The organism is Minwuia sp. (assembly GCF_048263705.1).
GTDB lineage: Bacteria > Pseudomonadota > Alphaproteobacteria > Minwuiales > Minwuiaceae > Minwuia.
Genome location: NZ_JBLXDV010000004.1, coordinates 63,145 through 86,245, shown reverse-complemented (window position 1 = coordinate 86,245; position 23,101 = coordinate 63,145). Strand labels below are relative to the sequence as shown.

Sequence of the window (23,101 nt, the reverse complement as noted above, 5' to 3'; positions counted from 1 at the left end):
CGCCCACCGGGAGCCCGCCCATGAAGATCGTCGCCATCACCGACACGCACATCGTCCCGCGCGGACAGACCTCGCGCGGCCTGGATACGGGCGAGCGGCTGACGATGGCGCTCGACGATCTGGCCGCAAACCATGCCGACGCCGCGTTCTGCGTGATCCTGGGCGACCTGGCCGATCACGGCGAGATCGACGCCTACCGGCATTTCATCGAACGGATCGACGGCTTTCCGATTCCGGTCCACCTGATGATCGGCAACCATGACAACCGCGCAAACTTCCGCCGGATGTTTCCCGACACCCCCGTCGATGCCAACGGTTTCGTGCAGTCGGTCGCGGTTACCGAGGCCGGGCATTTCATCTTCTGCGACACGCACCAGCCATACCATGTGGATGGCCGGCTGTGCCGCGACAGGCTCGACTGGCTGGATGCGCGCCTGGCCGAGGCCGCCGGCAGCGACGCTTTCCTGTTCCTTCACCATCCGCCCTACCGGACGGGCGGCCCGATCGATGCCCTGCGCCTGACCAACCATGCCGAACTCGCGGAAACCCTGACAGGACACGACAATGTCCGGCACATCTTCGCGGGCCATACCCATCGTATGTCGACCGGTGTCTGGCACGGCATGCCCTTCGCCACGCTGGGCGCGACCCATTACAACAACGGGCTGCCCCTGATCCCGCGTGGCGTGCACCTGCCGCGGTTCCTGACGCCCGGCTATACTTCGGTCATACTGATCGATGCGGAACAGGTCGTGGTGCATGGCAATGCCTTCCTGCACAATGACGTCGCGCTCGATCCGGCACAGTTCGATCTGGCGAAGATCGAGGCGCTGATCAATGCGGGCGGCGACATGCGCCGCGCGTTCGGCAATCCCGCAGACTGACCGCCCGAACCCATCACTCCGGAGGCCCCCATGTCCGACACACGGCCCGGCGCGACCGTCATCGTCGCCAACCACTATCAGAACGAGAACTGCCATCCCGACGGCAAGATCAAGGTGGGCATCGGTGCGGACAGCGCCTGGCGCGCGGAGCGGCTCGACAATGCGCGGCGGCTTTTTGCGGGCGCACGCCGCGCCGGCATTCCCATCGTGCATGTCCGGCTCGCCGTCGATCCCGACTTCCGGGGAGTCGTGGTGAACACGCCGCTGATCGAGGAGTGGGTGAAGCTGGGTGCGTGGCGCGAAGGCACCTGGGGCGTCGAGTTCATCGACGGGCTGGGGCCGGAGGGCGACGAGATCACCGTCACCCACACGCGCAACAGCGGCTTCCACAATTCCACGCTGGAGGAAGCGCTGTTCAGCCTGGGTGCGCGAAATCTGATTTGCTGCGGCGTATCAACGGCTTACACGGTTGAAGGCACGGTGCGTCAGGCCACCGACATCGGCTATCGGGTCACCGTGGCGGCGGATGCCTGCTCGACCGCCACCCATGAGCAGCACCAGAACGCGCTCGCCGCGATGCGCCCGATCGCGCAGGTCAGGAATGTGGACGAACTGATCGCATCGTTCGGCTGAAGCCCTTATTCTGCGCCGCATCATTCATATCGATCGGGGAGAACATCAGATGGGCAAGCTGGACGGCAAGGTGGTCATCGTCACCGGGGCGGGCCGGGGCATCGGGCGTGAGTGCGCGCTGCTGGCGGCGCGCGAGGGCGCGAAGGTCGTGGTCAACGATCTCGGCGGCTCGATCCAGGGCGACGACGATGGCGGCGATGTCTCGGTCGCCGAGCAGGTCGCGCGCGAGATCCGCGACGCGGGCGGGGAGGCGGCGGCCAACGGTGGCAGCGTCACCGAACTGTCCGACTGCAAGGCCATGGTCGAACAGGCGCTGGACGAACTGGGCGGCCTGCACGGCATCATCAGCCCCGCCGGCATCCTGCGCGATACGATGCTACACAAGATGTCGGAGGAAGACTGGGATGCGGTGATCAACGTGCACCTGAAGGGCTCGTTCAACATCTGCCGCGCGGCGATCAACCACTTCCGCGACCAGGAGGACGGCTCGATCGTGCTGTTCTCCTCGACCTCGGGTCTGATCGGCAATGTCGGCCAGTCGAACTATGGCGCGGCCAAGATGGGCATCGTCGGCCTGTCGCACATCGTTGCGCAGGAGAACGACCGCAAGAACGTGCGCTGCAACGTGATCTCGCCATCGGCCTGGACGCGGATGATCGGCACCATCCCGATCAAGGACGAGGCGACCCGCCACCGCATGGAGATGATCCAGAAGAAGATGCGCCCCGACCAGATCGCGCCGCCGACCGTGGCTCTGCTGGCCGACGAGGCCCGCGACGTGAACGGCCAGATCATCTCGGTGCGCGGCAACGAGATCTTCCTGTGGAACCACCCGCGCCCGATCCGCAACATGACCCGGCTGGAAGGCTGGTCGGTGGACAGCGTGCTGGAACACGCCCTGCCGGTGTTCAAGCCCGCGATGACCGGCCTGGAAAACAACACGCAGGTGTTTCCGTACGACCCGGTGTAGGCGAAGCTGCAGGGGAAACCGCCCCCTCGGGGATGGATCGGCTGGCCGAGGGGGCGGCTCGGGCATCACAGAACTGGCGCTGCCTGAGCCGATGCAGGCGCTGCGCGTGGTGGTTTGACATGAACGCTGCCACACACTCCTCTCCTGTTCCGGGATCCCCGCTCAGGCCGGGGACAGGCCCGATCCCGGAACCCAGCAGGCGGTGAAACCAGTCGCGGTTTGGGCCGATGCGGACGCTGCTCTGGGCAGCGGGATCAAGTCCCGCTGCGCGTGTTGGTTTGTGGAGAGGTCATCATACACTCTCCCGCGTTCCGGGACTCGATCCCGGAACCCAGACGAAGGTGAAACCTGTCACGGTTCTCTCAGGTGGAGACGCCGCACTGGGCAGCCCCGCATCGGGGTGCGGCTCCCGGACTGTCACCCCCGGTTTATCCGGGGGTCCTCCTGACCAACCGACACGCGCAGTGTTCGCCGGGTCGTTCGTTGCCCCCGCACGGAGGCGGGGGTGACACCCTTTGCGTTTGGCCGTTTCAATCGAATGCCGGAATGTTCCCGTCCCGCTGCGCGTGATGGTTTCACACGACCGCATCCACACACCCTTCCCCGTTCCGGGATCCCCGCACAGGGCGGGGGCAGGCTGGATCCCGGCACCTGCAGGGCACCGCCTCAGATCACGCCGTCTTCCTTCAGGGCGGCGATCTGGCCGGGGTCGTAGCCCAGCAGGTCCGCCAGCACCTCGTGGGTGCCCGCACCCAGGGTCGGGGCGCCGGTGGTGACGCCCGCCTCGGCATTGGTGAAGCGGAACGGCGTGTTGACCACCTTGTGCGGGCCCATCTGGTCGGTGACCTCGACGATCGAGCCGCGCTCCAGCATGTGCGGGTTCTGCAGGGCCTGCGCGGGCGTCAGATAGCGCCGGGCGGGACAGCCCGCGGCTTCGCAGGCACGGGCGGCGTCCTGCGCGGTCTTGTCCTGCGCCCATTCCTCGACCGCCCCGAACAGTTCGCCCCAGTGCGCCATGCGCGCGGGACCGGTGGCGAAGCGCGGATCCTCCATCCACTCGGGCTTGCCGCAGGCCTCGGCCAGCGCGTGGAAGTTCTTCTGGGTCACCGGCGCGACGACGAAATAGCCGTCCGTCGCCCGGATCGGATCGAAGATCGGGATGTTCAGCTTCTCGACCGGGAACTGGGCTTCCTGGATCTCGAACGGGATCATGTTCATCAGCCCCGCCAGCAGTTCGACATCGATATAGTCGCCCTCGCCGGTGCGCTCGCGCCGGTACAATGCCGTCATGATCGCGATCAGCGCGTGGTTCGCGCCCAGCACGTCGGCGGCGATGGTCCGCGACCGCTCCGGCTTGTCGGTGGCCCGCTGATAGCGGAACTCGGCCAGGGTGTAGCCGCTGGCGGCATTGATGATCGGCGCGAAGGCCGGGCGTCCGGCGTCGGGTCCGGTCTGGCCATAACCCGAGATCGAACAGTAGATCAGCCCGGGCCGGTCCTTCGACAGGGTCTCGTAGTCCAGCCCGAGACGCTTCATCACGCCGGGGCGGAAATTCTCGAAGATCACGTCGCATTTCGCCGCCAGCTCCCGCGCCAGCGCGATCCCGCGCTCGGTCTTCAGGTTCAGCGTGATGCTGCGCTTCCCCAGGTTCAGCGCCGCGAAGAAGCCGCTCATGCCGTTGGACACGGGCGGCGTGCCGCGCAGGGTCTCGCCCTCGGGCGGCTCCACCTTAATCACGTTCGCGCCCATGTCCGCCATCAGGCGGCTGGCATAGGGGCCGGCGACAAAGGCCGTGAAATCCAGCACGTTCAGCCCCGCCATGGGGCGCGGACGGGACGGGGTGGACGAAGCGGGACGGGGGTCAGGCATGCTTTGCGATCTCCTTGGCCAGAGCGTTGATTTCGGCGGCGGCCGCACTGCGCGGCGCAGCCTCGGTGACGCCCCGGCCTTCCAGGATGGCGGAGGCGAAGTGCTGCCGGTTGCCCAGGGTCGCCTTCGCGGCCTTCAGGCCATCGGCGCGCATCATCCCGCGGATGGTGTCGGCCAGCCTGCCGCGGGCGGGCACCCGGTTCAGCACCAGCAGGAAATCCCGTCGCTCGCGCTCGGCGGTCGTGACGGTCTGTTTGGCCGCCCAGTAATCCATCGGGCCGGGCTGGATCGGCATCAGCACCCGGTCGGCGGCCCGGATCGCGGCCTTGGTGTCCGTCTCGCCGTGCGGCGGGCTGTCGATCAGCACGAAATCGAAATCCCGGCGCAGACGGTTCACTTCCGCGCCCGTCCGCCAGCCGGACACCTGACGCTGCTCGATCTTCACCGGATCGTCGGTGCGGCTTTCGCGGATGGCATGCCAGGCGGTCAGCGACTGCTGCGGGTCGATATCGATCAGCGCCACCCGCCGGCCCATCCCGGCCAGCGCGACGCCCAGATGGATCGCCAGCGTCGTCTTGCCCGCGCCGCCCTTCTGCTGGGCGACGGCGATGATGGTTCCGGCCATGGGGGCTCCTTCCGGGTGATTCGGCATCTCAACACATTCTTAAACAGGCGTCGGGATACTCCTGCCGCAACCTCTATCATAAACCAGGCCTGCCAGCTCAGAACATGCCGACATCCATGTCCGCAACAGATACCAGACAGTCGGTCTGGACCGGTGACTTCATCAGCCGGTGGACGGAACACGGTTTCCGGCTGGCCACATATGACGTCTTCTTCCGGCAGATCCGGCTGCTGGCCATCATCATCCTGGCCCTCTCATGGCCCTTCATCTTCGCGGATTACCTGAAGGCGCAGCATTTCGAACATGTCGAACTGTTCACCGCCGCGCGATCCGTGCTGGCTCTCACGCCGCTCCTGTGGCTGCACGCCTTCCGCCGGCGCAAAAGCCATCGTCTGATCGACGGGATGGTGTTCGCCTACGCCATGTATGTGACGCTGGAGACCATCCTGCTGATGTACATCCATCGGGCCGATTTCATCGTCGTCTCGTCGCGGCTGATCTTCTTCATCATGGCCGCCAACACGCTGCTGCCGCTGCCCGGCCGGTACCGGATCATCATGAACGTCACCGGGGCGACGGGCGCGGCCGTCGGAATCTGGGCCTTCGCACAGATCTCGACCGACACGGCGATCAGCCTGTCGGTGATCGTCGGGTCCACCTATGCCATCGGTTTCATCGTCGGATCCTGGCTGGCCCGGATGCGGCGCGCCGAACACGCCCGCGCCATGGAACTGCAGGCCTCGAACGCGGCGCTGGTCGCGGCGCAGCAGCGGGCGGAACAGGCCAGCCGGACGAAGTCGATGTTCCTGGCCAATGTCAGCCATGAACTGCGCACGCCGCTGAACGCGATCATCGGCTTCTCCGACATGCTGGACCGCCAGATGCTCGGGCCGCTGGGCCATCCCCGCTACAAGGAATACATCGGCGACATCCGCTGGAGCGGCACCCACCTGCTCGGCCTGATCAACGACCTGCTGGATCTCAACCGGATCGAGGCGGGCAAGGCCGATCTGCAGCCGGACTGGCTGTCCCTGCGTCAGGCCTGCCGGGAATGGCTCACCATGGCCGGCGCAGAGACCCGCGCGGACGGGCAGACCATCGTCGTGCCGCCCGACGTGCCGGATGTCGAGATCCGCGCCGATGCCCGCGCGCTGCATCAGGTGATGATCAACCTGCTGACCAATGCCATCAAGTACAGCGGCGCCGGATCGACCATACGGCTGGACATCGCGCGGCGGCGCGACGGGGCCCTGAAGATCGACGTCGTGGACAACGGCGCGGGCATGTCCGCCGACGCACTGTCACGGGTCCTGCAGCCGTTCGAACAGGCCGACGCCAGTACCGCGCGCCAGACCGCGGGCTGGGGCCTGGGGCTGCCGCTGGTCAAGGCGCTGGCCGATGCCATGGGCTGCCGGTTCCGCATCGAAAGCACCAAGGGCGAGGGCACGCGCGCCTGCCTGCTGATTCCCGCCACGCTGGTGCGCAGGCCGGTGCCCGCGCCGGTCGCCCTGGACGATCCCGAACCGGTCCGGGTCAGCGCGTAACGTTCCTTTGATTGGCGGAGGCGGGCGCGGCACGCCAGATTCCGGACCATCACCGAACGGAGAAGTCAGATGCTGATCAGAAAACGACGCGGCTGGGAAATTCCCGAGAGCGAGGTCACCCCGGAGTCCGTGTTCCTGAACCGGCGTCGCTTCCTGAAGGCCGCCGGTTTCGGTGCCGCGGGCCTTGCCGCCTCGCGGATGATCCTGCCGGCGCAGGCCGCGGATCCGGCGATTCCGACCGCGGATCTGTATCCTGCAGCACGCAACGGCACCTATCAGGTCGAACGCGCGATCACGCCCGAGAAGATCAATCTGACCTACAACAATTTCTACGAGTTCGGCTCGCACAAGCGCATCTATGACAATGCGCAGGAACTGGTGGTCCGGCCCTGGACGGTCACGATCGACGGCATGGTCGACAATCCGAAGGTCTGGGATGTGGACGATCTGATCCGGACCGCCGGCGTCGAGGAACGGATCTACCGCCACCGCTGCGTCGAGGCCTGGTCGATGGTCGCGCCATGGACCGGTTTCCCGCTGTCGAAACTGGTCGAGATGGCGTCGCCGCAGTCCGGGGCGAAATACCTCCGCTTCGAGACCTTCCTGGACAAGGATATCGCGCCGGGCCAGCGTCAGGGCTGGTATCCGTGGCCCTATATCGAAGGCGTGACCATGGGCGAGGCGATGAACGAACTGCCGTTCCTGGTCACCGGCGCCTATGGCAAGCCGCTGCCGAAGCAGATGGGCGCGCCGCTGCGGCTGGCCCTGCCGTGGAAGTACGGGTTCAAGTCGATCAAGTCGATCGTGAAGATCACCTTCACCGACGAACGGCCGGTCAGCTTCTGGGAAACCATTCTGCCCAAGGAATACGGGTTCTGGGCGAACGTGAACCCCGAGGTCGATCATCCCCGCTGGAGCCAGGCCACGGAAGAGGTGCTGGGCGTGGGCAACCGGGTCCCCACACAGATCTACAACGGCTACGGCGCGTTCGTGGCGGACCTCTACAAGGGGATGGAAGACAAGCGCGTCACCTACATGTAGGACGCAGGCGGCGCCGCATCGTTGACCGTGCGTTAAGACATGTCGTGCGAAGGTATCGCCTGACGGTTCCATCCTTTTCGGGTTCAGCAGCGACGCATGGCTTCAGGCACGCGGTCATCCGCCCCTTCTCTCGGCAGTGTGCCGACCGGCCTGAGCCGCGCCGACGGCCAGACATCCCGGCTGAGCGGCGAATTCCTGGACCCGTCCACCGAGCATGAATACCGGCTGTGGCGCTACGACGCCACGCTGGCGCAATACAGGATCGTCGCCTGGTTCGTGCTGGTCGCCGTCTTTCCGTTCCTGTTCGCGGTCTACCAGTCCTGGGGCCTGACCGACGCCTTCTTCGTGGTGGCGGCGGGCCGCGCGGTCCAGTTCCTGATCTCGCTCTGGGCACTCTGGGCGGTCTACACGCGGGCCGGTTACCGGACCCTCGACCGGTCCGCACTCGCCTACGGGGCCGTCCTGTTCGGCGTCAACGCGCTGGCCATGTGGCTGTCGCCGACGACGGGGCTTCTGATGATCATCCAGGGGCTGATGATCATCATCGCCTGCTATGTGCTCTATCCCGGCCGTCTGATCGCGCTGGTGCCGGTCATCATCACCTTCAGCCTGTTCTTCATCGCGCTGGTGCTGTTCCGCTTCGAGATCGAGCGCAGCCACCAGATCGGCATCATCGTCTGGACCGTGGTGGGCAACGCCGTCGGGTTTCTGGCGGCCCGGCAGCTGAACCGCTTCCGGCGCAGCGAATTCATCGCCCTGCGGCGGGCGCAGCAGGATGTTCGGGAACTGAAGCTGGCCCGCAGCGAGGCCGAACAGGCCCGCGCAGCCGCCGAAGCCGCCAATCAGGCCAAATCCGCCATGCTGGCCAACACCAGCCACGAACTGCGCACCCCCCTGAACGCGATCATCGGCTTTTCCGAGATGATCCAGCGCCAGATGCTGGGGCCGGTCGACAACCCGCGGTACGTGCAGTACGCCGGCGACATCCATCGCAGCGGCACGCATCTGCTCAGCCTGATCGACGACCTGCTGGATCTGTCGAAGATCGAGGCCGGCAAGACGGAACTGCATCGCGAATGGGTCGGGATCGACGCCCTGATCGCCGATATCGTCCGCATGAACCGCCACCGCGCCGACGCCCGGGGCCAGTCGATCCACGTTACCGTCGATCCGGCCCTGACGTCGGTCTGGGCCGACGACCGGGCGCTGCGGCAGATCATGGTCAATCTGGTGACCAACGCTTTGAAGTTCTCCCGCCCCGGCACGACGGTCGATATCGTCTGCGAACGGATGGCGGATGGCGGCGCGTGCCTGTCGGTGCGCGATCGCGGTCCGGGCATCGCCCCGGACGACCTGAAACGCCTGATGCAGCCGTTCCAGCAGGCCGAGATCGATCCGTCCAAACCGCGCGAGGGCTGGGGCCTGGGTCTGGCCCTGGTGCGCACGCTGTCCGGCCTGCACGGGGCCGACTTCCGGCTGATCGCCAGGGACGGCGGCGGCACCGATGCGCGCGTCCGGTTTCAGGCCGGACACGTGGCCGGCGAAGCGGACTCGCCGGACCTCGCGGTCATCGCCTGAAACCCCGTCCGGGACGGCCCGGAGAGCCGCCGGATTCAGCACTTGTCCTGAAGCGCTTTTTGCGTAGTATGCCGCGCCTTGGCGTCCCGTCCGGTTCCGCATGAAGTGGTGCCGGGCGTCCGAGCCCCGGGAGTTGACCGATTCTCCGGGCGGGCGCCATGAAATGGTAAGGAAATCGATGACAAGCTATGAAACCGTGCTGATCGCGCGGCCGGACATCTCGACCCAGCAGGTGGACCAGATCAACGAACAGGTCGCCACCCTGCTGACCGAGAATGGCGGCGAGATCAAGAAGACCGAATACTGGGGTCTTCGCAACCTGGCCTACAAGATCAAGAAGAACCGCAAGGGCCATTACGTTCTCTACAACATCGACGCCCCGGCAGCCGCGCTGCAGGAAATGGAACGCGTGATGCGCCTGCACGACGATGTGCTGCGCTACATGTCGATCCGCGTCGAGGAGCATGAGGAAGGTCCCTCGATCCAGATGCAGTCGCGCGGCGGTGGCCGTGACAGCGGTCGTGGCCGGCAGGGCGGACGCCCCGGTGGCCGCGATGGCGGACGCCCCGGCGGCCGTGACGGCGATCGTCCGGCGCGCGATGGCGATCGCCCGCCCCGTGGTGATGGCGATCGTCCGGCCCGTGATGGCGACAGCGCACGCGAAGGAGACAGGTCATGAGCATTGGAACCGAGCACAAGGGTGTCGTCCGTGCCGCCGTCAAGGGTGGCCGCCGTCCGTTCTTCCGCCGTCGCAAGACCTGCCCCTTCTCGGGTGAGAACGCGCCGAAGATCGATTACAAGGACGTCAAGCTGATGCAGCGCTACCTGTCCGAGCGGGGCAAGATCGTGCCCAGCCGGATCACGGCCGTGTCGGCGAAGAAGCAGCGTGAACTGGCCCGCGCCATCAAGCGGGCACGTTTCCTGGCGCTGCTGCCTTACGTCCAGGACTGAGTGCAGTCGGACCGGCGGGCGCCGGCATGTCAACCCAGCTTCTCATCGCCGCGGCCTGCGGTCTGGTGGCGGCCTTGTGCAATCTGGCGCCCTTGTCGGGGAACAGCGGGGGATTCATGCTCAGCATGATCGCACCAATGCCGATCTTCATCGCCGGCCTGATGCAGGGCTGGCTGTTTTCGCTGGGTGCCGGCCTGCTGGCAGCCGCGATCACGCTTGGCATTGGCGGGACGCTGCCCGCAGCCCTGTTCACCGCGACCGTCGTCCTTCCGGCGTCGGTTCTGGTGCGGCAGGCCCTGCTGGCACAGCCGGATCAGGACGGCGATCTCGTCTGGTATCCGGTGACGCGTCTGGCGCTCTGGCTGGGCGGAGTCGGGGTCGTGATCGGCCTTGGCGCCATGGCGGTGATCGATGCCCAGATCCTGGACGGGATCGTGGACACGGCGCTGGCCATCGTCGCCGGGGAAAGCGAGATCCCGGCCGAGGTCAGGGACCGCGTCCGTGACTTCGCGGTGCGGGCCGTCCCGGCCTTCATCGCGACATCGGCGGTGCTGTCGCTGCTGCTGAACGGTTCGGTCGCCCAGCGCATCGCCGAACGGACGGGCCGGGCCGTGCGCCCGCGCCTGGTCTTCACCGACATGCGCCTGCCGTCGGTTCTGGCGCTGGGGCTGGCGGTGCTGACCCTGGCACCGCTGTTCCTGACCGGTGTGGCCGGGCAGGTGGCGATGATCCTGGCCTTCATGCTGGGCATGCTGTTCGCACTCCAGGGCCTGATCGTGGCCCATCTCTATGCCCGCGCCGCGGGCGGCGTCCCGCTGATGGCGGGACTTTACATCTTTGGACTGGCCTTGCTGTTGCTGCTCGGTCCGGTCCTGATCATGACATTGCTGCTGCTTGGCATCGCCGACGCGTTTTTCAGCCTGCGTCGCCGACCGTCCGGCAGCACCGGAACCTGAAGGAGAAACGACCATGCAAGTTATTTTGCTGGAGCGTATCGAGAAACTGGGCCAGATGGGCGACATCGTGTCCGTCAAGAACGGCTATGCCCGCAACTTCCTGCTGCCGCAGGGCAAGGCGCAGCGCGCCACCGACGCGACGCTGAAGGAGTTCGAATCCCGCCGTTCGCAGCTGGAGGCCCGCAACCTGGAGCTTCGCAAGGAAGCCGAGGACATCGCCAGCCGCATGGAGAAGCTGACCGTGACGGTGATCCGCCAGTCGTCGGACTCCGGGCAGCTCTACGGTTCGGTCAACACCCGCGACATCACCGAGGCCGTGTCGGGCGAGGGCTTCAGCATCGAGCGCCGCCAGGTGCAGCTGAACCGTCCGATCAAGACCATCGGCGTGCATGAGGTCGCCATCCGGCTGCACCCCGAAGTCATCATCGAGGTCGGCGTCAATGTCGCCCGCTCGGAAGACGAAGCCGCCGCGCAGCTGCGGGGCGAGAATGTCCTCAACCGCGACGACGACGATGACTACGAAGAGGAAGTCATCGACATCGAGGAAGTCGAGGAAATGCTGGAGAAGGGTCCGTCGGGTGCCGACGACCTGCTGCAGGCCATCGAACGCGCCACCGAAGGCGATGACGACGCCGAGGAGGACACCGGCGCGGACGACGAGGACGCCCGCAAGGACACCACCGGCACCTGAGGCAGCCGCCCTTCCGCGCCGTTCCTGCCCGCCGGCCATCGACTCAATCTTGCGGCCCGGCCCCCCAAAGGTTAATTTTGGGGCCGGGATAAGGGAAGGTTGAGTGGAGGCTCGGCATGATCCTTCTGCGCACGCTCATGCGCCGGCTGATCAAACGGGGGCACCTGACGGTCATCGACCACAAGGGTCAGCGGCACGAATTCGTTGGCGACATGGCCGGTCCGAAGGCCGTCATCCAGTTGAATGACGCCACGGTTGCGGCAGAAATCGCGCGCAATCCGCGCCTGAAGGTGGGCGAGGCCTACATGGACGGGCGGCTGACCATCCCCGACGGCCACACGCTCTATCAGTTCCTGGAACTCGCCGTCCAGAACCTCGCCTATTTCAACCGGGAGCGGACCCGCCCGGCGATCGCCCTGTCGCGGCTGGCGACGATCGCCGCGCACCACAATCCGGTCGGCAAGGCACAGCAGAACGTCGCCCATCACTACGACCTGTCCGATGAGCTGTTCGACCTGTTCCTGGACGAGGACCGGCAGTATTCCTGCGCCTACTACCGCGATCCGTCGGACACGCTGGAACAGGCCCAGGAACAGAAGAAACGCCATATCGCCGCGAAGCTGCTGCTGCAGCCGGGCCAGAAGGTGCTGGACATCGGCTGCGGCTGGGGCGGACTGGCGCTCTATCTGGCGCAGCAGGAGGACGTGCAGGTCACCGGCCTGACCCTCAGCGTCGAACAGCACGCCGTCGCCACCCGCCGCGCCGCCGAGGCCGGCCTTGCCGACCGGGTCACGTTCAAGCTGCTGGATTACCGGCTCGAAGACGGCACATACGACCGTATCGTCTCGGTCGGCATGTTCGAACACGTCGGCAATCTGCACTACGGCGAGTATTTCGCGAAGGTGCGGGACCTGCTGACCCCGGACGGCGTGGCCATGATCCATACCATCGGCTCGGCGGACGTGCCCGGCCCGGTCGCCGCCTGGATCCGCAAGTACATCTTCCCCGGCGGATATCTGCCCTCGTTCAGCGAGATCGCGCCGCATCTGGAACGCCTGGGCCTGTGGCTGACCGATTTCGAGAGCCTGCGCATCCACTACGCCGAGACGCTGAAGGCCTGGAACGCGCGCTTTCAGCAGCATCGCGATCACATCCGTGATAACCTCTACGACGAACGCTTCTGCCGGATGTGGGAATTCTACCTGCAAGCCTGCGAGGCCAACTTCCGCGAGTCCTATCTGACCGTCTTCCAGATGCAGATCGCCAAGGACATCAACGCGGTGCCGACCACGAGGGATTACATGTTCGACTGGGAACGCAGCCGCGCACCGGCACAGGACAGACACCCCGGCATGATCGCGGCGGGCGAATAGGGTGCGCGTCCAGGCGCTGGGCCATGTGGTCCTGAAGGTCCGCAACCTCGCCCGCGCCGAAGCCTTCTATCACGGCCTGCTCGGCATGCCGGTCGCGACCCGCTGGGCCGAGCGCGGCATGACCTTCTTCACGCTGGGCAACCATCATGATTTCGCCATCGCCGCGGTGGGGGACGATGCGCCCGCCGCACCCGGCCTCTCTCCCGGGCTGGCGCACATCGCCTTCAAGGTGGGTGACAGCCTGGACGACCTGCGCGCGGTGAAACGCGAAATGGACAGCGCCGGCATCCCCCAGCGTCCCGTCGATCACGGCGTCTCCCAGTCGCTCTATGTCAGCGACCCGGACGGCAATGTGGTCGAACTCTACGTCGATACCTCGGACGCCTGGAAGACGGACCCGTCCGCCGTGGCGAAGGTCGCACCGCTGGACCTGTAGAACGTCACTCCTCCGACAGCACCACGCCTTCGCGCCGGGGGTCCGCGCCGCCGCGCCAGACGCCGCCGACCCGTTCGATGCCGTGCAGCCCGCTGTTCAGGACCCGGACCCGGACCTCGTGCCCCATCGTCTCCAGCGCGGCCTGCCGGCCGGCGAGGGGCGTGTCCTGTTCCAGATCGATCGGGCCGTTACGGTTGACGTGATGCGGCAGGTCGATGGCCGCCTGCACCGGCAGGTTCCAGTCCAGCACGCCGACCAGCGTCTTCGCCACATAGCCGATGATGCGGCTGCCGCCCGGCGAGCCGATGGCCAGCCGGAAGCTGCCGTCCGCATTCAGCACGATGGTCGGCGACATGGAACTGCGGGGCCGCTTGCCCGGCGCCACGCGGTTGGCCACGGCATCGCCGTCCGCATCGGCGGGCGCGAACGAGAAATCGGTCAGCTGGTTGTTCAGCATGAAGCCCCGCACGAAGATGCGCGACCCGAAGGCGTTCTCGACCGACGAGGTCATCGAGACGACATTGCCGTCCGCGTCGGCGATGGCGAAATGCGTGGTCGCGGGCTGGGCCAGATCGGCACCGGGCGCGAACTGCGCCTTCTTGCGGACCACTCCCGGTTCGGCAGTGCCGGAGGCCCGCGCGGGATCGATCCCCTCGGCACGCGCTTTCAGATAAGCCGGCTCCAGCAGCGCCTTCACCGGCACATCCACGAAATCGCCGTCGGCCAGATAGAGACCCCGGTCGGCGTAGGCGCGCTTCTGGGCTTCCGAGATCAGATGCACCGCCCGCCGCGACGAGGGGGCCAGCGTGGCCATGGGGAAGTGATAGAGCTGTCCCATGATCTGCGCGACCGTCACACCGCCCGATGTCGGCGGCGGCATCCCGCAGATGGTGTGGTTGCGGTAGGGCGTGCACACCGGTGTCCGTTCCTTGGCCCGGTAGGCCGCCAGGTCCGCCATGGTCAGCAGACCCGGATTGTCCGGGTGGGTCTGCACCGCCTTCACGATATCCGCAGCGATCGGCCCTTCGGTCATGGCCGTCGCGCCCTCTGCGGCGATCATGCCCAGCGTCTCGGCCAGCGCCGGGTTCTTCAGCACATGGCCGACCGGCCAGGCCGTGCCGTCGCTGTCGTAGAAATAGGGTGCCGCCGTCGGCGAGGCCTTCAGATAGCGGTCGCGGTGCAGCAGGAAGTTCAGCCGGGGCGTCACCGCAAAGCCGTCGCGCGACAGGCGGATCGCATCCGCGAACAGATCGCGCCAGGCCAGCCTGCCGTGCTTTCCGTGCGCCAGTTCCAGCATTGCCAGCACGCCCGGCGCGCCGACGGCCCGCCCGCCGACCACCGCCTCGAAGAACGGCATGCGCGACCCGTCCGGTTTCAGGAACAGCGCCGGCGTCGCCGCGGCGGGCGCGGTCTCCCGCCCGTCCCAGGCGCTGATCGCGCCGTCCGACGCCCGCCGGTGCAGCATGAACGCACCGCCCCCGATGCCCGACGACTGCGGCTCGACCAGGGTCAGCACCGCCTGCACGGCGATGGCGGCATCGACCGCCGACCCGCCCTGGCGCAGCACCTTCATGCCCGCTTCGGCGGCCAGCGGATGCGCGGCGGCGACCATCGGCGGACGCTCGGCGGCCAGCGACGGCAGCGCCAGCAGGAACAGGCTCAGGGCAAGGACGATGCGCATGACGGACTCCCGGGCGGTTCGATACTCAGATCCGCAGGGTAACGCGCCGCGCGGCCCTGTCATCCCACCAATCGCCGGTCACTGGGTTTCCTCGCGGGCCATCTTCAGCGCCTTGTTGTGCGCCGCCAGCACGTCGCGGAACCGCACGATGCCCAGCAAATGGCGCTCGTCCGCGCTGTCGACGACGGCAAGGAAGCGGTAGGCCGTGCCGCTGAACGCAGTCATCGCCTCGTCCAGCGGCATGTCCGGCGTCAGCAGCGGCCCCGAGGCGGAGGCAATGTCGACGGCCCGGCCCAGATCGTCCAGATCGGGGTCCAGTAGCGCGTACTTCACATCGGTCTCGTTCAGCGCCCCGGCGATGCAGCCTTCCTCATCAACCAGGAAATAGGCCTGGGCATTGCTGTCGCGGTAGAGCGCGCGCAGCTCGGCGAAGCTCATGCCGGGGCTGATGGTCATGACGTTGCTGTCCATCACGTCGGCGACGATCTGTTCGTGCAGCAGCACCTCGTCCGCCGCCGCCAGCTTCACCGCGCGCCGGGCCAGCTGCCAGTGGAAGAAACTGCGGAACTTGAACTGCCGCCCCAGGATCGCCGCCAGCACGACCGCCGCCATCATGGCGATGGTCACGCGATAGTCCCCGGTCAGCTCGAACACGATCAGCGTGGTGGAAATCGGCGCGCCCAGCACCGCCGAGGCGACCGCGCCCATGCCGACGATGGCATACAGCCCGTGATCCAGTGCGACTTCGGGAAAGATGGACGCCGCGATCAGGCCGAACGCCCCCCCGGTCATCGCCCCCAGGAACAGCGCCGGCGAGAACACGCCGCCGCCGAATCCGCCCGCGATCGAGATCGCGGTCGCCGCCATCTTCGCCGCCACCAGCAGGATCAGGATGTGCAGCGGATAAAGCTGTTTCAGGGCATTGTCGGTCGCCTCGTAGCCGACGCCCAGCACCTGCGGGAACAGCAGCGCGATGCAGCCGACCGCCAGCCCCGCGACCGGCGGACGCCAGAATTCCGGAATGCGCAGGGTATCGAAACTGTCCTTGGCCACCGCCACCGACCAGAAGAAGATCAGCGCGATCAGGCCGGACACCAGTCCCAGCAGCATGAAGGCCGGGAAGTTCCAGAAGTTCGAAATGGCGTATTCCGGCACCAGGAAGGCGGGGAAGTCGCCGATGTGGATTCGGGTGACGATGGTGCCGATCACGGCGGAAATCACCACCGGGGCCAGCGCGCGCAGCGCGTAGTGGCCCAGCACGACCTCATGGGCGAAGATCACCCCCGCAATCGGCGCGTTGAACGAGGCGGCGACACCGGCGGCGACGCCGCAGGCCAGCACCGAATGGCCGTCGACGCGGCTCAGGCGCATCTTCTTGGTGATGATCCCGGCCAGCGAGCCGCCCAGATGCACCAGCGGCCCCTCCCGCCCGACCGACGCGCCGGCGCCGATCGACAGCGCACTGGCGAAGGCCGCGCCAAGCCCGGTCCGGAACGACATGCGCCCGTCGTGATACATGCCCGCCTCGATGACGTCGGCCACGCCCTGCGCCCGCCCCCCCGGCATCAGGTACTTCAGGAACAGGGCCAGCAGCAGGCCGCCCAGCGCCGGCGCCAGCAGCACGTGCCACCACGCCAGCCTGCTGACCGCCGCGACCATGAATTCGGAATATTCACCGTAGAAGAGATACTGGATCAGCGAGAGCAGCTCGCGGAACCCGTAGGCGGCATAGCCGACCGCCAGGCCGACGACCGACGCGAACAGCAGCATCGTCATCTGCTCGCGGGCCGCCAGATCCTTGCGCGGACGGAAATCGCGCAGGCTGCGTTTGCCGAAGACCCCGATCCATTCGCGCAGACGCTGGATCAGGGCGGCCATCATCAGGCGGCGCCGCTTTCGCGGCGGCGCAGGGCCATGCCCTTGCCCGCCTGTTCCGGCCACGGCAGCTTCGCGTGCGCCTGCCCCATCTCCTCGACGCGGGCGAACAGGTGATCGGGCATCTCCGCCGACCGGCGGGTTGCCATGTCCACGTGCACCACCATCTGTTCGGACGTGGCCGACAGATAGCCCTCGTCGGCGTTGTACATGTGGAAGAAGGCGTGCACCCGCTTGCGGTCGTATCCCAGGATCTGGGCGGTGTAGCGCAGGTTCGCGCCTTCCAGCACCTCGCCGATGTAATGCACGTTGGTCTGCAGGGTGAAGAACGACTTGTTCTCGGTCCTGATGTAGTCGGCCCCCATGCCCAGCAGGTCGAACAGCGCGTCCGTGGCCTTGTCGAAGGCGACGTTGTAATAGCCCACGTTCATGTGACCGTTGTAGTCGATCCATTCCGCCAGCACGGTGGCGTCCAGAATATGCGGCGCTTCGCTTGTCGGCATGTAACGGCTCCCCTCCCAAGGACGTATCGCTTTCCGGTCATAGCGCATTGACGGCTGCGATCAAGATGGGCTGACGCGACGGCCCCATGCGCGGGGATCGAACGGCCCTTCCGGGTTTCCCCTTCTGCGGCTAGTCTGGAAATCATACCGCAGAAGGAAACGACGATGATCACCATCCATCACCTTGGCGTCTCCCAGTCCGACCGCGTGGTCTGGCTGATGGAGGAACTGGGCCTGCCCTATGACCTGAAATGGTATCACCGGAAGGCCAACCGCCTGATGCCGGAGGACTATTTCGCCCTGCACCCGGCGGCGACCGCACCGGTGATCGAGGATGACGGGCGCGTGCTGACGGAATCGGCGGTCGTGCTGGAACATATCTGCCATACCCATGCGAACGGGCGGTTCACGGTGTCGCCGGACCAGCCGACCTACAGCGACTATCTCTACTGGATGCACTTCAACAACAACGCGCTGGGTCTGTACTTCGCGTATCTGGCACTGGGCGCGAACCCGGCGGGCGAGACCGCGCCACTGGTGAAGGAACTGCTGCACCGCCGCTGGTCCGGCTACTACGCCATGCTGGAACAGACGCTGGGCGACCACGACCATCTGGCGGGCGACGATTTCACCTGCGCGGACATGATGGTGGTCTACAATTTCGGCAACATCCTGGCCTCGGGCGGCAAGACCCTGGCTGACCTGCCGAACACGAAGGCCTATTTCCAGCGGATCGGCGCACGCCCCGCCTACCGGAAAGCGATGCAGATCGCCGGCCCGGAAGCGACACCCCCAGAGTAACAGTCTCCGACGGGTACCCCCGCCTTGTGTGGGCGGATGCCCGAAGCCGCTCCGATAGCACAGGATGTTCGCCCCGGCCCCCGCATTGCGCTGCGCTCCAGCGGGGGTGACAGGTCGTGACAGCGGTGACACCGGACAAGAGCATGTCACCCCCGGCTTGTCCGGGGGCGGGTGCGTGAGTTGCTCCGAAAGCGCAGGATGTTCGCCCCGGCCCCCGCATTGCGCTGCGCGCCAGCGGGGGTGACGGTTCGTGCGGGTGGAGGAGCCGGGGCAGAGGATTTTCATCTCTCGCAGAAGACCGTCACCCCCGGCTTGTCCGGGGGCTGATATCCCTACCGTCGGATCCAGCGCAGCAGGTTGAGCACGGACATCAGCGAGGCGGACACGTAGGTCATGGCGCAGGCGCGCAGGATGTTGCGGGCGGCGGGCATTTCCTCTTCGGGCAGATAGCCGCCCTGTTTCAGGATCGGCAGGGCCTTGCGGAAGGACGCGTCCAGTTCCACCGGCAGGGTCAGCATGTGGACCACCACGCGCACCAGCGACAGGCCGATGCCGGTCAGCAGGATCACGACGCCCACGCCGCGCACCGCCGGCAGGAACAGCGCCAGCGGGGCCAGCATCAGGATGCCGCTGCCGATCCGGTCGATCCAGAAGACCTGCTTGACCAGCACGGTGCGGCGGCGCAGGCCCGGGTCGCCCTGGTGGTCCTGCAGGGCATGGCCGAATTCGTGCGCCGCGACCGTCACGGCGGTGACCGAACGCCCGTCATACACGCGCGGTGACAGGCGGATCGCCCGGGCCTGCGGATCGTAGTGATCGCTGTCGTCGGGCAGCCGCTCGACGGTCACGCCTTCCAGCCCGTGTTCCGCGATCAGGTGCCGGGCCAGTTCCGCGCCGGTACCGGGACAGTCGGGCCGGTCGGCACCGTGTTTCGACAGCACGTGTTTGGTCCAGAGCTGCGGGCCAACGAAGATGACCAGTCCGAGAACGATGGCGATGGCGCCCAGAACCAGCATCCGGTCCTACTCCGCGGCTTCCGTCGCGCCGATCAGGAACCCGCCGGACTGGCGCGACCAGAGCTCGGCATAGAGCCCGCCCTTCGCGATCAGCGCGTCGTGGGTGCCTTCCTCGATGATGCGGCCCTGATCCATCACGATCAGCCGATCCATGGCGGCGATGGTCGACAGCCGGTGTGCGATGGCGATGACGGTCTTGCCCTCCATCAGGTGATAGAGATTCTGCTGGATGGCGGCCTCGACTTCCGAATCCAGCGCGCTGGTGGCCTCGTCCAGCACCAGGATCGGCGCATCCTTCAGCAGCACGCGGGCGATGGCGATGCGCTGGCGCTGCCCGCCCGACAGCTTCACGCCGCGCTCGCCGACATGTGCGCCGTATCCGGTGCGGCCGCGCATGTCCGACAGATCCTGAATGAAATCATGTGCCTCGGCACGCTTCGCCGCCCGGATGACCTCCTCGTCCGTGGCCCCGGCCCTGCCATAGCGGATGTTGTCGGCGACCGAGCGGTGCAGCAGCGAGGTGTCCTGCGTGACCATGCCGATGGCCTCGCGCAGACTGTCCTGGGTCACGTCAGCGATGTCCTGTCCGTCGATCCGGATGGCACCGGCCTCCAGGTCGTAGAACCGCAGCAGCAGGTTCACCAGGGTCGACTTGCCCGCGCCCGAGCGGCCCACGATGCCGATCTTCTCGCCCGGCGCGACCGACAGCGACAGGCCGTCGATCACACGGTCTTCCTGCGTCTCGGGCGACTTGCCGTAGTTGAAGCGGATGGCGTCGAAGCTGACCGCGCCTTCAGGTACCTGCAGCGGCCGCGCGCCCGCCCTGTCGACCACGGCCTGATCGCGGGCGATGGTCTCGATCCCGTCGCGGACGACGCCGATGTTCTCGAACAGGTTGGAGACCTCCCACAGGATCCACTGCGACATGCCCTGGATGCGCAGCACCAGCCCCAGCGCGAAGGCCATGGCCCCCGCCGTCACCGCGTTGAGCTGCCACAGCCAGATGCACAGGCCCGCCAGCGACGCCAGCAGCAGCGCGTTCATCGCCGTCAGCGTGAAGGTCAGCATGGTGGACAGGCGCATCTGGCGGTAGACCACGTCCAGAAAGGTCTCCATGCCGGACCGGGCGTAGGCGTCCTCGCGCTCGGTGTGGGCGAACATCTTCACGGTGGCGATGTTGGTATAGCTGTCGACCACCCGGCCCGTGACCATCGACCGGGCCTCGGCCTGTTCCTGGGCGTTGCGCGACAGGCGCGGAATGAAATACTTCAGGATCACCAGATAGCCGACCAGCCAGCCCAGCATGGGCAGGGCCAGCCGCCAGTCGTTGGTCGCGAACAGCACCAGCGCCGAGATGAAATAGACGCCGACATACAGCAGGATGTCGGTGGTCTTCATCACCGTCTCGCGCACGCCCAGCGCGGTCTGCATCATCTTGGTCGCCACCCGGCCCGCGAAATCGTCCTGATAGAAGCCGACCGACTGGCGCAGCAGATAACGGTGCGCCTGCCAGCGCGTGCGCATGGCGAAATTGCCCAGCAGGCCGATCTGGCTCACGCTCTCGGCGACCAGCGTGATCAGCGGATAGATGACGACCACGATGACCGCCATGCCGATCAGCTGCAGCCCGTAGGTATCGAAGAAACTCTCGCGGTCGGCGGTCATCAGCCAGTCGACCATCGACCCGACCAGCGAGAAGAACCAGACTTCCATCAGGGCAATGACGACCGCCAGCGCCGATCCCGTCAGGATCAGGCCGCGGAACGGTTTCGTGTAGTACCACAGGAACGGCAGGAACCGATCCGACGGCTTGTGCGGCATCGCCTCCGGGAACGGATCCTGCGTCCGCTCCATCCAGGTGAAAAATCGTCCCAGCACCGTGCCGCCTGCCTCATCTGTTGCCCGGCCTATATAGGGCAGGCGCGCCGGGGTTGCGAACGGCAATCGCATCGCAGCAGAATGCGCGCCGGGGAGGACAGGCGCATGGATCGATTCGACGACTGGACCATGGTTCATCTGGTGCGGAAACAGGCCGAGCGGTTCGGCGATCGCACCTACATGAGCTTCGACACGGGCCTCACGCTGACCTACGCGGGACTGAACGCGCAGGCGGACCGGCTGGCAGCGGCGCTGGCCGCGCGGGGCGTGGGGCGGGACGACCGGGTATTCTGCTTCGTGAAGAACCGGGCCGAATTCATGATCGCCCTGTTCGGCATCATGAAGGCGGGTGCGATCTTCGTGCCCATCAATACCGAACTGAAAGGGGCCTTCCTGCAGCACCAGTTGCGCAACGCCGAACCGAAGGTGGCGCTGGTCGATACCGACCTGGTGCATCATTTCGACGGGGTCGACGCGGGCGATGCCGCCCCCGCGCACGTGGTCATCGTCGCCGGCGCGGTGCCGGCGGACATGCCGGATGCGCTGGCCGGGGCGCAGGCCGCGACGTTCGACGATTTCCTGGCCTCGGGCGACGGTGAGCCGGTGCCGGACAGCCTGCCGACGATCCATGACACCGCCGCCATCATGTACACGTCCGGCACCACCGGCCCGGCCAAGGGCGTGCTGCTGCCGCACGGACATTTCTACGTCTGGCTTGAGCGCCAGATCGCGAAGATCGGCCAGACCGAAGACGACGTCTATTACATCTGCATGCCGCTGTTTCATGTGAACGCGCTGAACCTGCAGGCACTGGGCACCTTCATGGCAGGCGGTCGGGCACATGTGGTGCAGCGCTTCAGCCCCAACCGCTGGCTCGACGATGTCATCGACAGCGGCGCGACCCTGACCAACCTGCTGGGCGTGATGCCCGAGTTCGTGTTCAACACCGCCCCCGACCCGCGCGACCGCGATCACGCGTTGCGGCTGGTGCTGGCCGTGCCGATCTCGACCGAATGGGGCGCGGCGATGCAGGACCGCTTCGGGTTCACGATCGTGCAGGGATTCGGCATGACCGAAGTGGGCATGACGGCCTGGGGCGACACCGGCGAATCCGGTCTGGAACCGGGCTGCGCGGGCTATATCGACGAGGACTTCTACGAGGTGCGGATCGGCGATCCCGAAACGGACGTTCCCGTCGGCGTGGATCAGGTCGGCGAGCTGCTGATCCGCCCGAAATACGCCGGCATCTTCTCCGCCGGGTATTACAGGATGCCGGAGCGGACGGTCGAGGCGTGGCGGAACCTGTGGTTTCACACCGGCGATGCCTGCCGCATCGATGCGAAGGGGCGGCTGCACTATGTCGACCGGATCAAGGACTGCATCCGCCGCCGGGGCGAGAACATCTCCGCCTTCGAGGTCGAGCAGGTGATCAACGGCCATCCCGACATTGCCGAAAGCGCCGTGGTCGGCGTGAAGGTCGAAGGCGCGGGCGGCGAGGAAGAGGTGATGGCGGTGATCGTGGAACAGCCGGGCAAGTCGGTTGCCGAGACGGACCTGCTGGACTTCTGCACGCCGCGCATGCCGCGCTATGCGGTGCCGCGCTTCGTGCTGAAGATCGCGGAACTGGACAAGACGGCCTCGGGCAAGCTGCGCAAGGGCGACCTGCGCGACGCGGGCGTCACCGGCGATACGTGGGACCGCGAAACCGTCGGCTACGAGGTGGCGCGCTAGGGATCAGCTCCCCCATTGCGCTGCGCTCCAGCGGGGGTGACGGTTTGTGGGGCGGAGAAGACGGG

The 23,101-nt window shown here is 66.6% G+C and carries 21 protein-coding genes; 14 read left to right on the top strand and 7 right to left on the bottom strand.

Going from position 1 to position 23,101, the window contains the following annotated elements:
* The first annotated feature begins 20 nt into the window (after positions 1–20).
* Genes ACN0X7_RS07525 through ACN0X7_RS07515 form a run of 3 tightly spaced genes read left to right on the top strand, consistent with a single transcriptional unit; the run spans position 21 to position 2,487 of the window.
* Positions 21–884: a phosphodiesterase gene (locus tag ACN0X7_RS07525; RefSeq protein ID WP_417515738.1), complete on the top strand. Its 864-nt coding sequence runs from the start codon at positions 21–23 to the stop codon at positions 882–884.
* A 30-nt stretch (positions 885–914) separates the two neighbouring features.
* Positions 915–1,517, top strand: coding sequence for a cysteine hydrolase family protein (locus ACN0X7_RS07520; protein ID WP_417515736.1), 603 nt, complete (start codon positions 915–917; stop codon positions 1,515–1,517).
* A 49-nt stretch (positions 1,518–1,566) separates the two neighbouring features.
* The gene (locus ACN0X7_RS07515; protein ID WP_417515734.1) at positions 1,567–2,487 is read left to right on the top strand and encodes an SDR family NAD(P)-dependent oxidoreductase; all 921 of its coding nucleotides are present in this window, start codon (positions 1,567–1,569) and stop codon (positions 2,485–2,487) included.
* Positions 2,488–3,153: 666 nt separating this feature from the next.
* On the opposite strand, the gene ACN0X7_RS07510 is transcribed toward ACN0X7_RS07515, so the two are convergent.
* Both ACN0X7_RS07510 and parA read right to left on the bottom strand, forming a co-directional pair.
* Positions 3,154–4,356, bottom strand: a complete 1,203-nt coding sequence (locus ACN0X7_RS07510; RefSeq protein WP_417515732.1) for a CaiB/BaiF CoA transferase family protein — start codon at positions 4,354–4,356, stop codon at positions 3,154–3,156.
* Positions 4,349–4,981 carry a ParA family partition ATPase gene (parA, locus tag ACN0X7_RS07505; RefSeq protein ID WP_417515730.1) on the bottom strand — a complete coding sequence of 211 codons (633 nt, stop codon included), beginning with the start codon at positions 4,979–4,981 and terminating at the stop codon, positions 4,349–4,351. Before parA ends, ACN0X7_RS07510 begins: the two co-directional genes overlap by 8 nt.
* Before the next feature lie 116 nt (positions 4,982–5,097).
* Between parA and ACN0X7_RS07500 the strand changes: the two genes are divergently transcribed.
* From ACN0X7_RS07500 to ACN0X7_RS07460, 9 genes are all read left to right on the top strand, one after another.
* Positions 5,098–6,525 (top strand): sensor histidine kinase, encoded by a 1,428-nt coding sequence (locus ACN0X7_RS07500; RefSeq protein ID WP_417515728.1) that lies wholly within the window; start codon positions 5,098–5,100, stop codon positions 6,523–6,525.
* Between the two features lie 69 nt (positions 6,526–6,594).
* Complete coding sequence (msrP, locus tag ACN0X7_RS07495) at positions 6,595–7,566, top strand: protein-methionine-sulfoxide reductase catalytic subunit MsrP (protein WP_417515726.1); 972 nt, start codon at positions 6,595–6,597, stop codon at positions 7,564–7,566.
* A 96-nt stretch (positions 7,567–7,662) separates the two neighbouring features.
* A complete protein-coding gene (locus ACN0X7_RS07490) occupies positions 7,663–9,144 on the top strand; it encodes a sensor histidine kinase (RefSeq protein ID WP_417515724.1) in 1,482 nt (493 codons plus the stop codon).
* 178 nt (positions 9,145–9,322) lie between these two features.
* Positions 9,323–9,823, top strand: coding sequence for a 30S ribosomal protein S6 (gene rpsF, locus ACN0X7_RS07485; protein WP_417515722.1), 501 nt, complete (start codon positions 9,323–9,325; stop codon positions 9,821–9,823).
* Positions 9,820–10,095 (top strand): 30S ribosomal protein S18, encoded by a 276-nt coding sequence (gene rpsR / locus ACN0X7_RS07480; protein ID WP_417515720.1) that lies wholly within the window; start codon positions 9,820–9,822, stop codon positions 10,093–10,095. Before rpsF ends, rpsR begins: the two co-directional genes overlap by 4 nt.
* A gap of 26 nt (positions 10,096–10,121) precedes the next feature.
* Positions 10,122–11,051 (top strand): DUF2232 domain-containing protein, encoded by a 930-nt coding sequence (locus tag ACN0X7_RS07475; protein WP_417515718.1) that lies wholly within the window; start codon positions 10,122–10,124, stop codon positions 11,049–11,051.
* A 13-nt stretch (positions 11,052–11,064) separates the two neighbouring features.
* A complete protein-coding gene (gene rplI, locus ACN0X7_RS07470) occupies positions 11,065–11,742 on the top strand; it encodes a 50S ribosomal protein L9 (protein ID WP_417515717.1) in 678 nt (225 codons plus the stop codon).
* A gap of 116 nt (positions 11,743–11,858) precedes the next feature.
* Positions 11,859–13,115 carry a class I SAM-dependent methyltransferase gene (locus ACN0X7_RS07465; protein WP_417515715.1) on the top strand — a complete coding sequence of 419 codons (1,257 nt, stop codon included), beginning with the start codon at positions 11,859–11,861 and terminating at the stop codon, positions 13,113–13,115.
* 1 nt (position 13,116) lies between these two features.
* Positions 13,117–13,551, top strand: coding sequence for a VOC family protein (locus ACN0X7_RS07460; RefSeq protein ID WP_417515713.1), 435 nt, complete (start codon positions 13,117–13,119; stop codon positions 13,549–13,551).
* A 4-nt stretch (positions 13,552–13,555) separates the two neighbouring features.
* Here ACN0X7_RS07460 and ggt read toward each other — a convergent pair whose 3' ends face one another.
* From ggt to ACN0X7_RS07445, 3 genes are all read right to left on the bottom strand, one after another.
* Positions 13,556–15,232, bottom strand: a complete 1,677-nt coding sequence (gene ggt, locus ACN0X7_RS07455; protein ID WP_417515711.1) for a gamma-glutamyltransferase — start codon at positions 15,230–15,232, stop codon at positions 13,556–13,558.
* Positions 15,233–15,310: 78 nt separating this feature from the next.
* Complete coding sequence (locus ACN0X7_RS07450) at positions 15,311–17,113, bottom strand: chloride channel protein (RefSeq protein WP_417515709.1); 1,803 nt, start codon at positions 17,111–17,113, stop codon at positions 15,311–15,313.
* Entirely contained in the window at positions 17,113–17,610 is a 498-nt protein-coding gene (locus tag ACN0X7_RS07445) for a thioesterase family protein (RefSeq protein ID WP_417515707.1), read from the bottom strand. The genes ACN0X7_RS07450 and ACN0X7_RS07445 overlap by 1 nt, the downstream gene beginning before the upstream one ends.
* A gap of 165 nt (positions 17,611–17,775) precedes the next feature.
* Between ACN0X7_RS07445 and ACN0X7_RS07440 the strand changes: the two genes are divergently transcribed.
* Positions 17,776–18,411 (top strand): glutathione S-transferase family protein, encoded by a 636-nt coding sequence (locus ACN0X7_RS07440; RefSeq protein ID WP_417515705.1) that lies wholly within the window; start codon positions 17,776–17,778, stop codon positions 18,409–18,411.
* 332 nt (positions 18,412–18,743) lie between these two features.
* On the opposite strand, the gene ACN0X7_RS07435 is transcribed toward ACN0X7_RS07440, so the two are convergent.
* Entirely contained in the window at positions 18,744–19,427 is a 684-nt protein-coding gene (locus tag ACN0X7_RS07435; RefSeq protein ID WP_417515703.1) for a zinc metallopeptidase, read from the bottom strand.
* A 6-nt stretch (positions 19,428–19,433) separates the two neighbouring features.
* Positions 19,434–21,281: an ABC transporter ATP-binding protein gene (locus ACN0X7_RS07430; protein WP_417516132.1), complete on the bottom strand. Its 1,848-nt coding sequence runs from the start codon at positions 21,279–21,281 to the stop codon at positions 19,434–19,436.
* A gap of 129 nt (positions 21,282–21,410) precedes the next feature.
* Here ACN0X7_RS07430 and ACN0X7_RS07425 point away from each other — a divergent pair, with 129 nt between their 5' ends.
* Positions 21,411–23,036 (top strand): AMP-binding protein, encoded by a 1,626-nt coding sequence (locus tag ACN0X7_RS07425; protein WP_417515701.1) that lies wholly within the window; start codon positions 21,411–21,413, stop codon positions 23,034–23,036.
* Positions 23,037–23,101 lie beyond the last annotated feature (65 nt).

Coding starts and splice junctions, on each gene's coding strand:
- ACN0X7_RS07515 (WP_417515734.1), top strand. CDS start 1,567: ATGGGCAAGCTGGACGGCAAGGTGGTCATCGTCACCGGGGCGGGCCGG.
- rpsF (WP_417515722.1), top strand. CDS start 9,323: ATGACAAGCTATGAAACCGTGCTGATCGCGCGGCCGGACATCTCGACC.
- ggt (WP_417515711.1), bottom strand. CDS start 15,232: ATGCGCATCGTCCTTGCCCTGAGCCTGTTCCTGCTGGCGCTGCCGTCG.
- ACN0X7_RS07490 (WP_417515724.1), top strand. CDS start 7,663: ATGGCTTCAGGCACGCGGTCATCCGCCCCTTCTCTCGGCAGTGTGCCG.
- ACN0X7_RS07500 (WP_417515728.1), top strand. CDS start 5,098: ATGTCCGCAACAGATACCAGACAGTCGGTCTGGACCGGTGACTTCATC.
- msrP (WP_417515726.1), top strand. CDS start 6,595: ATGCTGATCAGAAAACGACGCGGCTGGGAAATTCCCGAGAGCGAGGTC.
- ACN0X7_RS07520 (WP_417515736.1), top strand. CDS start 915: ATGTCCGACACACGGCCCGGCGCGACCGTCATCGTCGCCAACCACTAT.
- rpsR (WP_417515720.1), top strand. CDS start 9,820: ATGAGCATTGGAACCGAGCACAAGGGTGTCGTCCGTGCCGCCGTCAAG.
- ACN0X7_RS07430 (WP_417516132.1), bottom strand. CDS start 21,281: ATGGAGCGGACGCAGGATCCGTTCCCGGAGGCGATGCCGCACAAGCCG.
- ACN0X7_RS07475 (WP_417515718.1), top strand. CDS start 10,122: ATGTCAACCCAGCTTCTCATCGCCGCGGCCTGCGGTCTGGTGGCGGCC.
- rplI (WP_417515717.1), top strand. CDS start 11,065: ATGCAAGTTATTTTGCTGGAGCGTATCGAGAAACTGGGCCAGATGGGC.
- ACN0X7_RS07445 (WP_417515707.1), bottom strand. CDS start 17,610: ATGCCGACAAGCGAAGCGCCGCATATTCTGGACGCCACCGTGCTGGCG.
- ACN0X7_RS07450 (WP_417515709.1), bottom strand. CDS start 17,113: ATGATGGCCGCCCTGATCCAGCGTCTGCGCGAATGGATCGGGGTCTTC.
- ACN0X7_RS07525 (WP_417515738.1), top strand. CDS start 21: ATGAAGATCGTCGCCATCACCGACACGCACATCGTCCCGCGCGGACAG.
- ACN0X7_RS07425 (WP_417515701.1), top strand. CDS start 21,411: ATGGATCGATTCGACGACTGGACCATGGTTCATCTGGTGCGGAAACAG.
- ACN0X7_RS07465 (WP_417515715.1), top strand. CDS start 11,859: ATGATCCTTCTGCGCACGCTCATGCGCCGGCTGATCAAACGGGGGCAC.
- ACN0X7_RS07510 (WP_417515732.1), bottom strand. CDS start 4,356: ATGCCTGACCCCCGTCCCGCTTCGTCCACCCCGTCCCGTCCGCGCCCC.
- parA (WP_417515730.1), bottom strand. CDS start 4,981: ATGGCCGGAACCATCATCGCCGTCGCCCAGCAGAAGGGCGGCGCGGGC.
- ACN0X7_RS07435 (WP_417515703.1), bottom strand. CDS start 19,427: ATGCTGGTTCTGGGCGCCATCGCCATCGTTCTCGGACTGGTCATCTTC.
- ACN0X7_RS07440 (WP_417515705.1), top strand. CDS start 17,776: ATGATCACCATCCATCACCTTGGCGTCTCCCAGTCCGACCGCGTGGTC.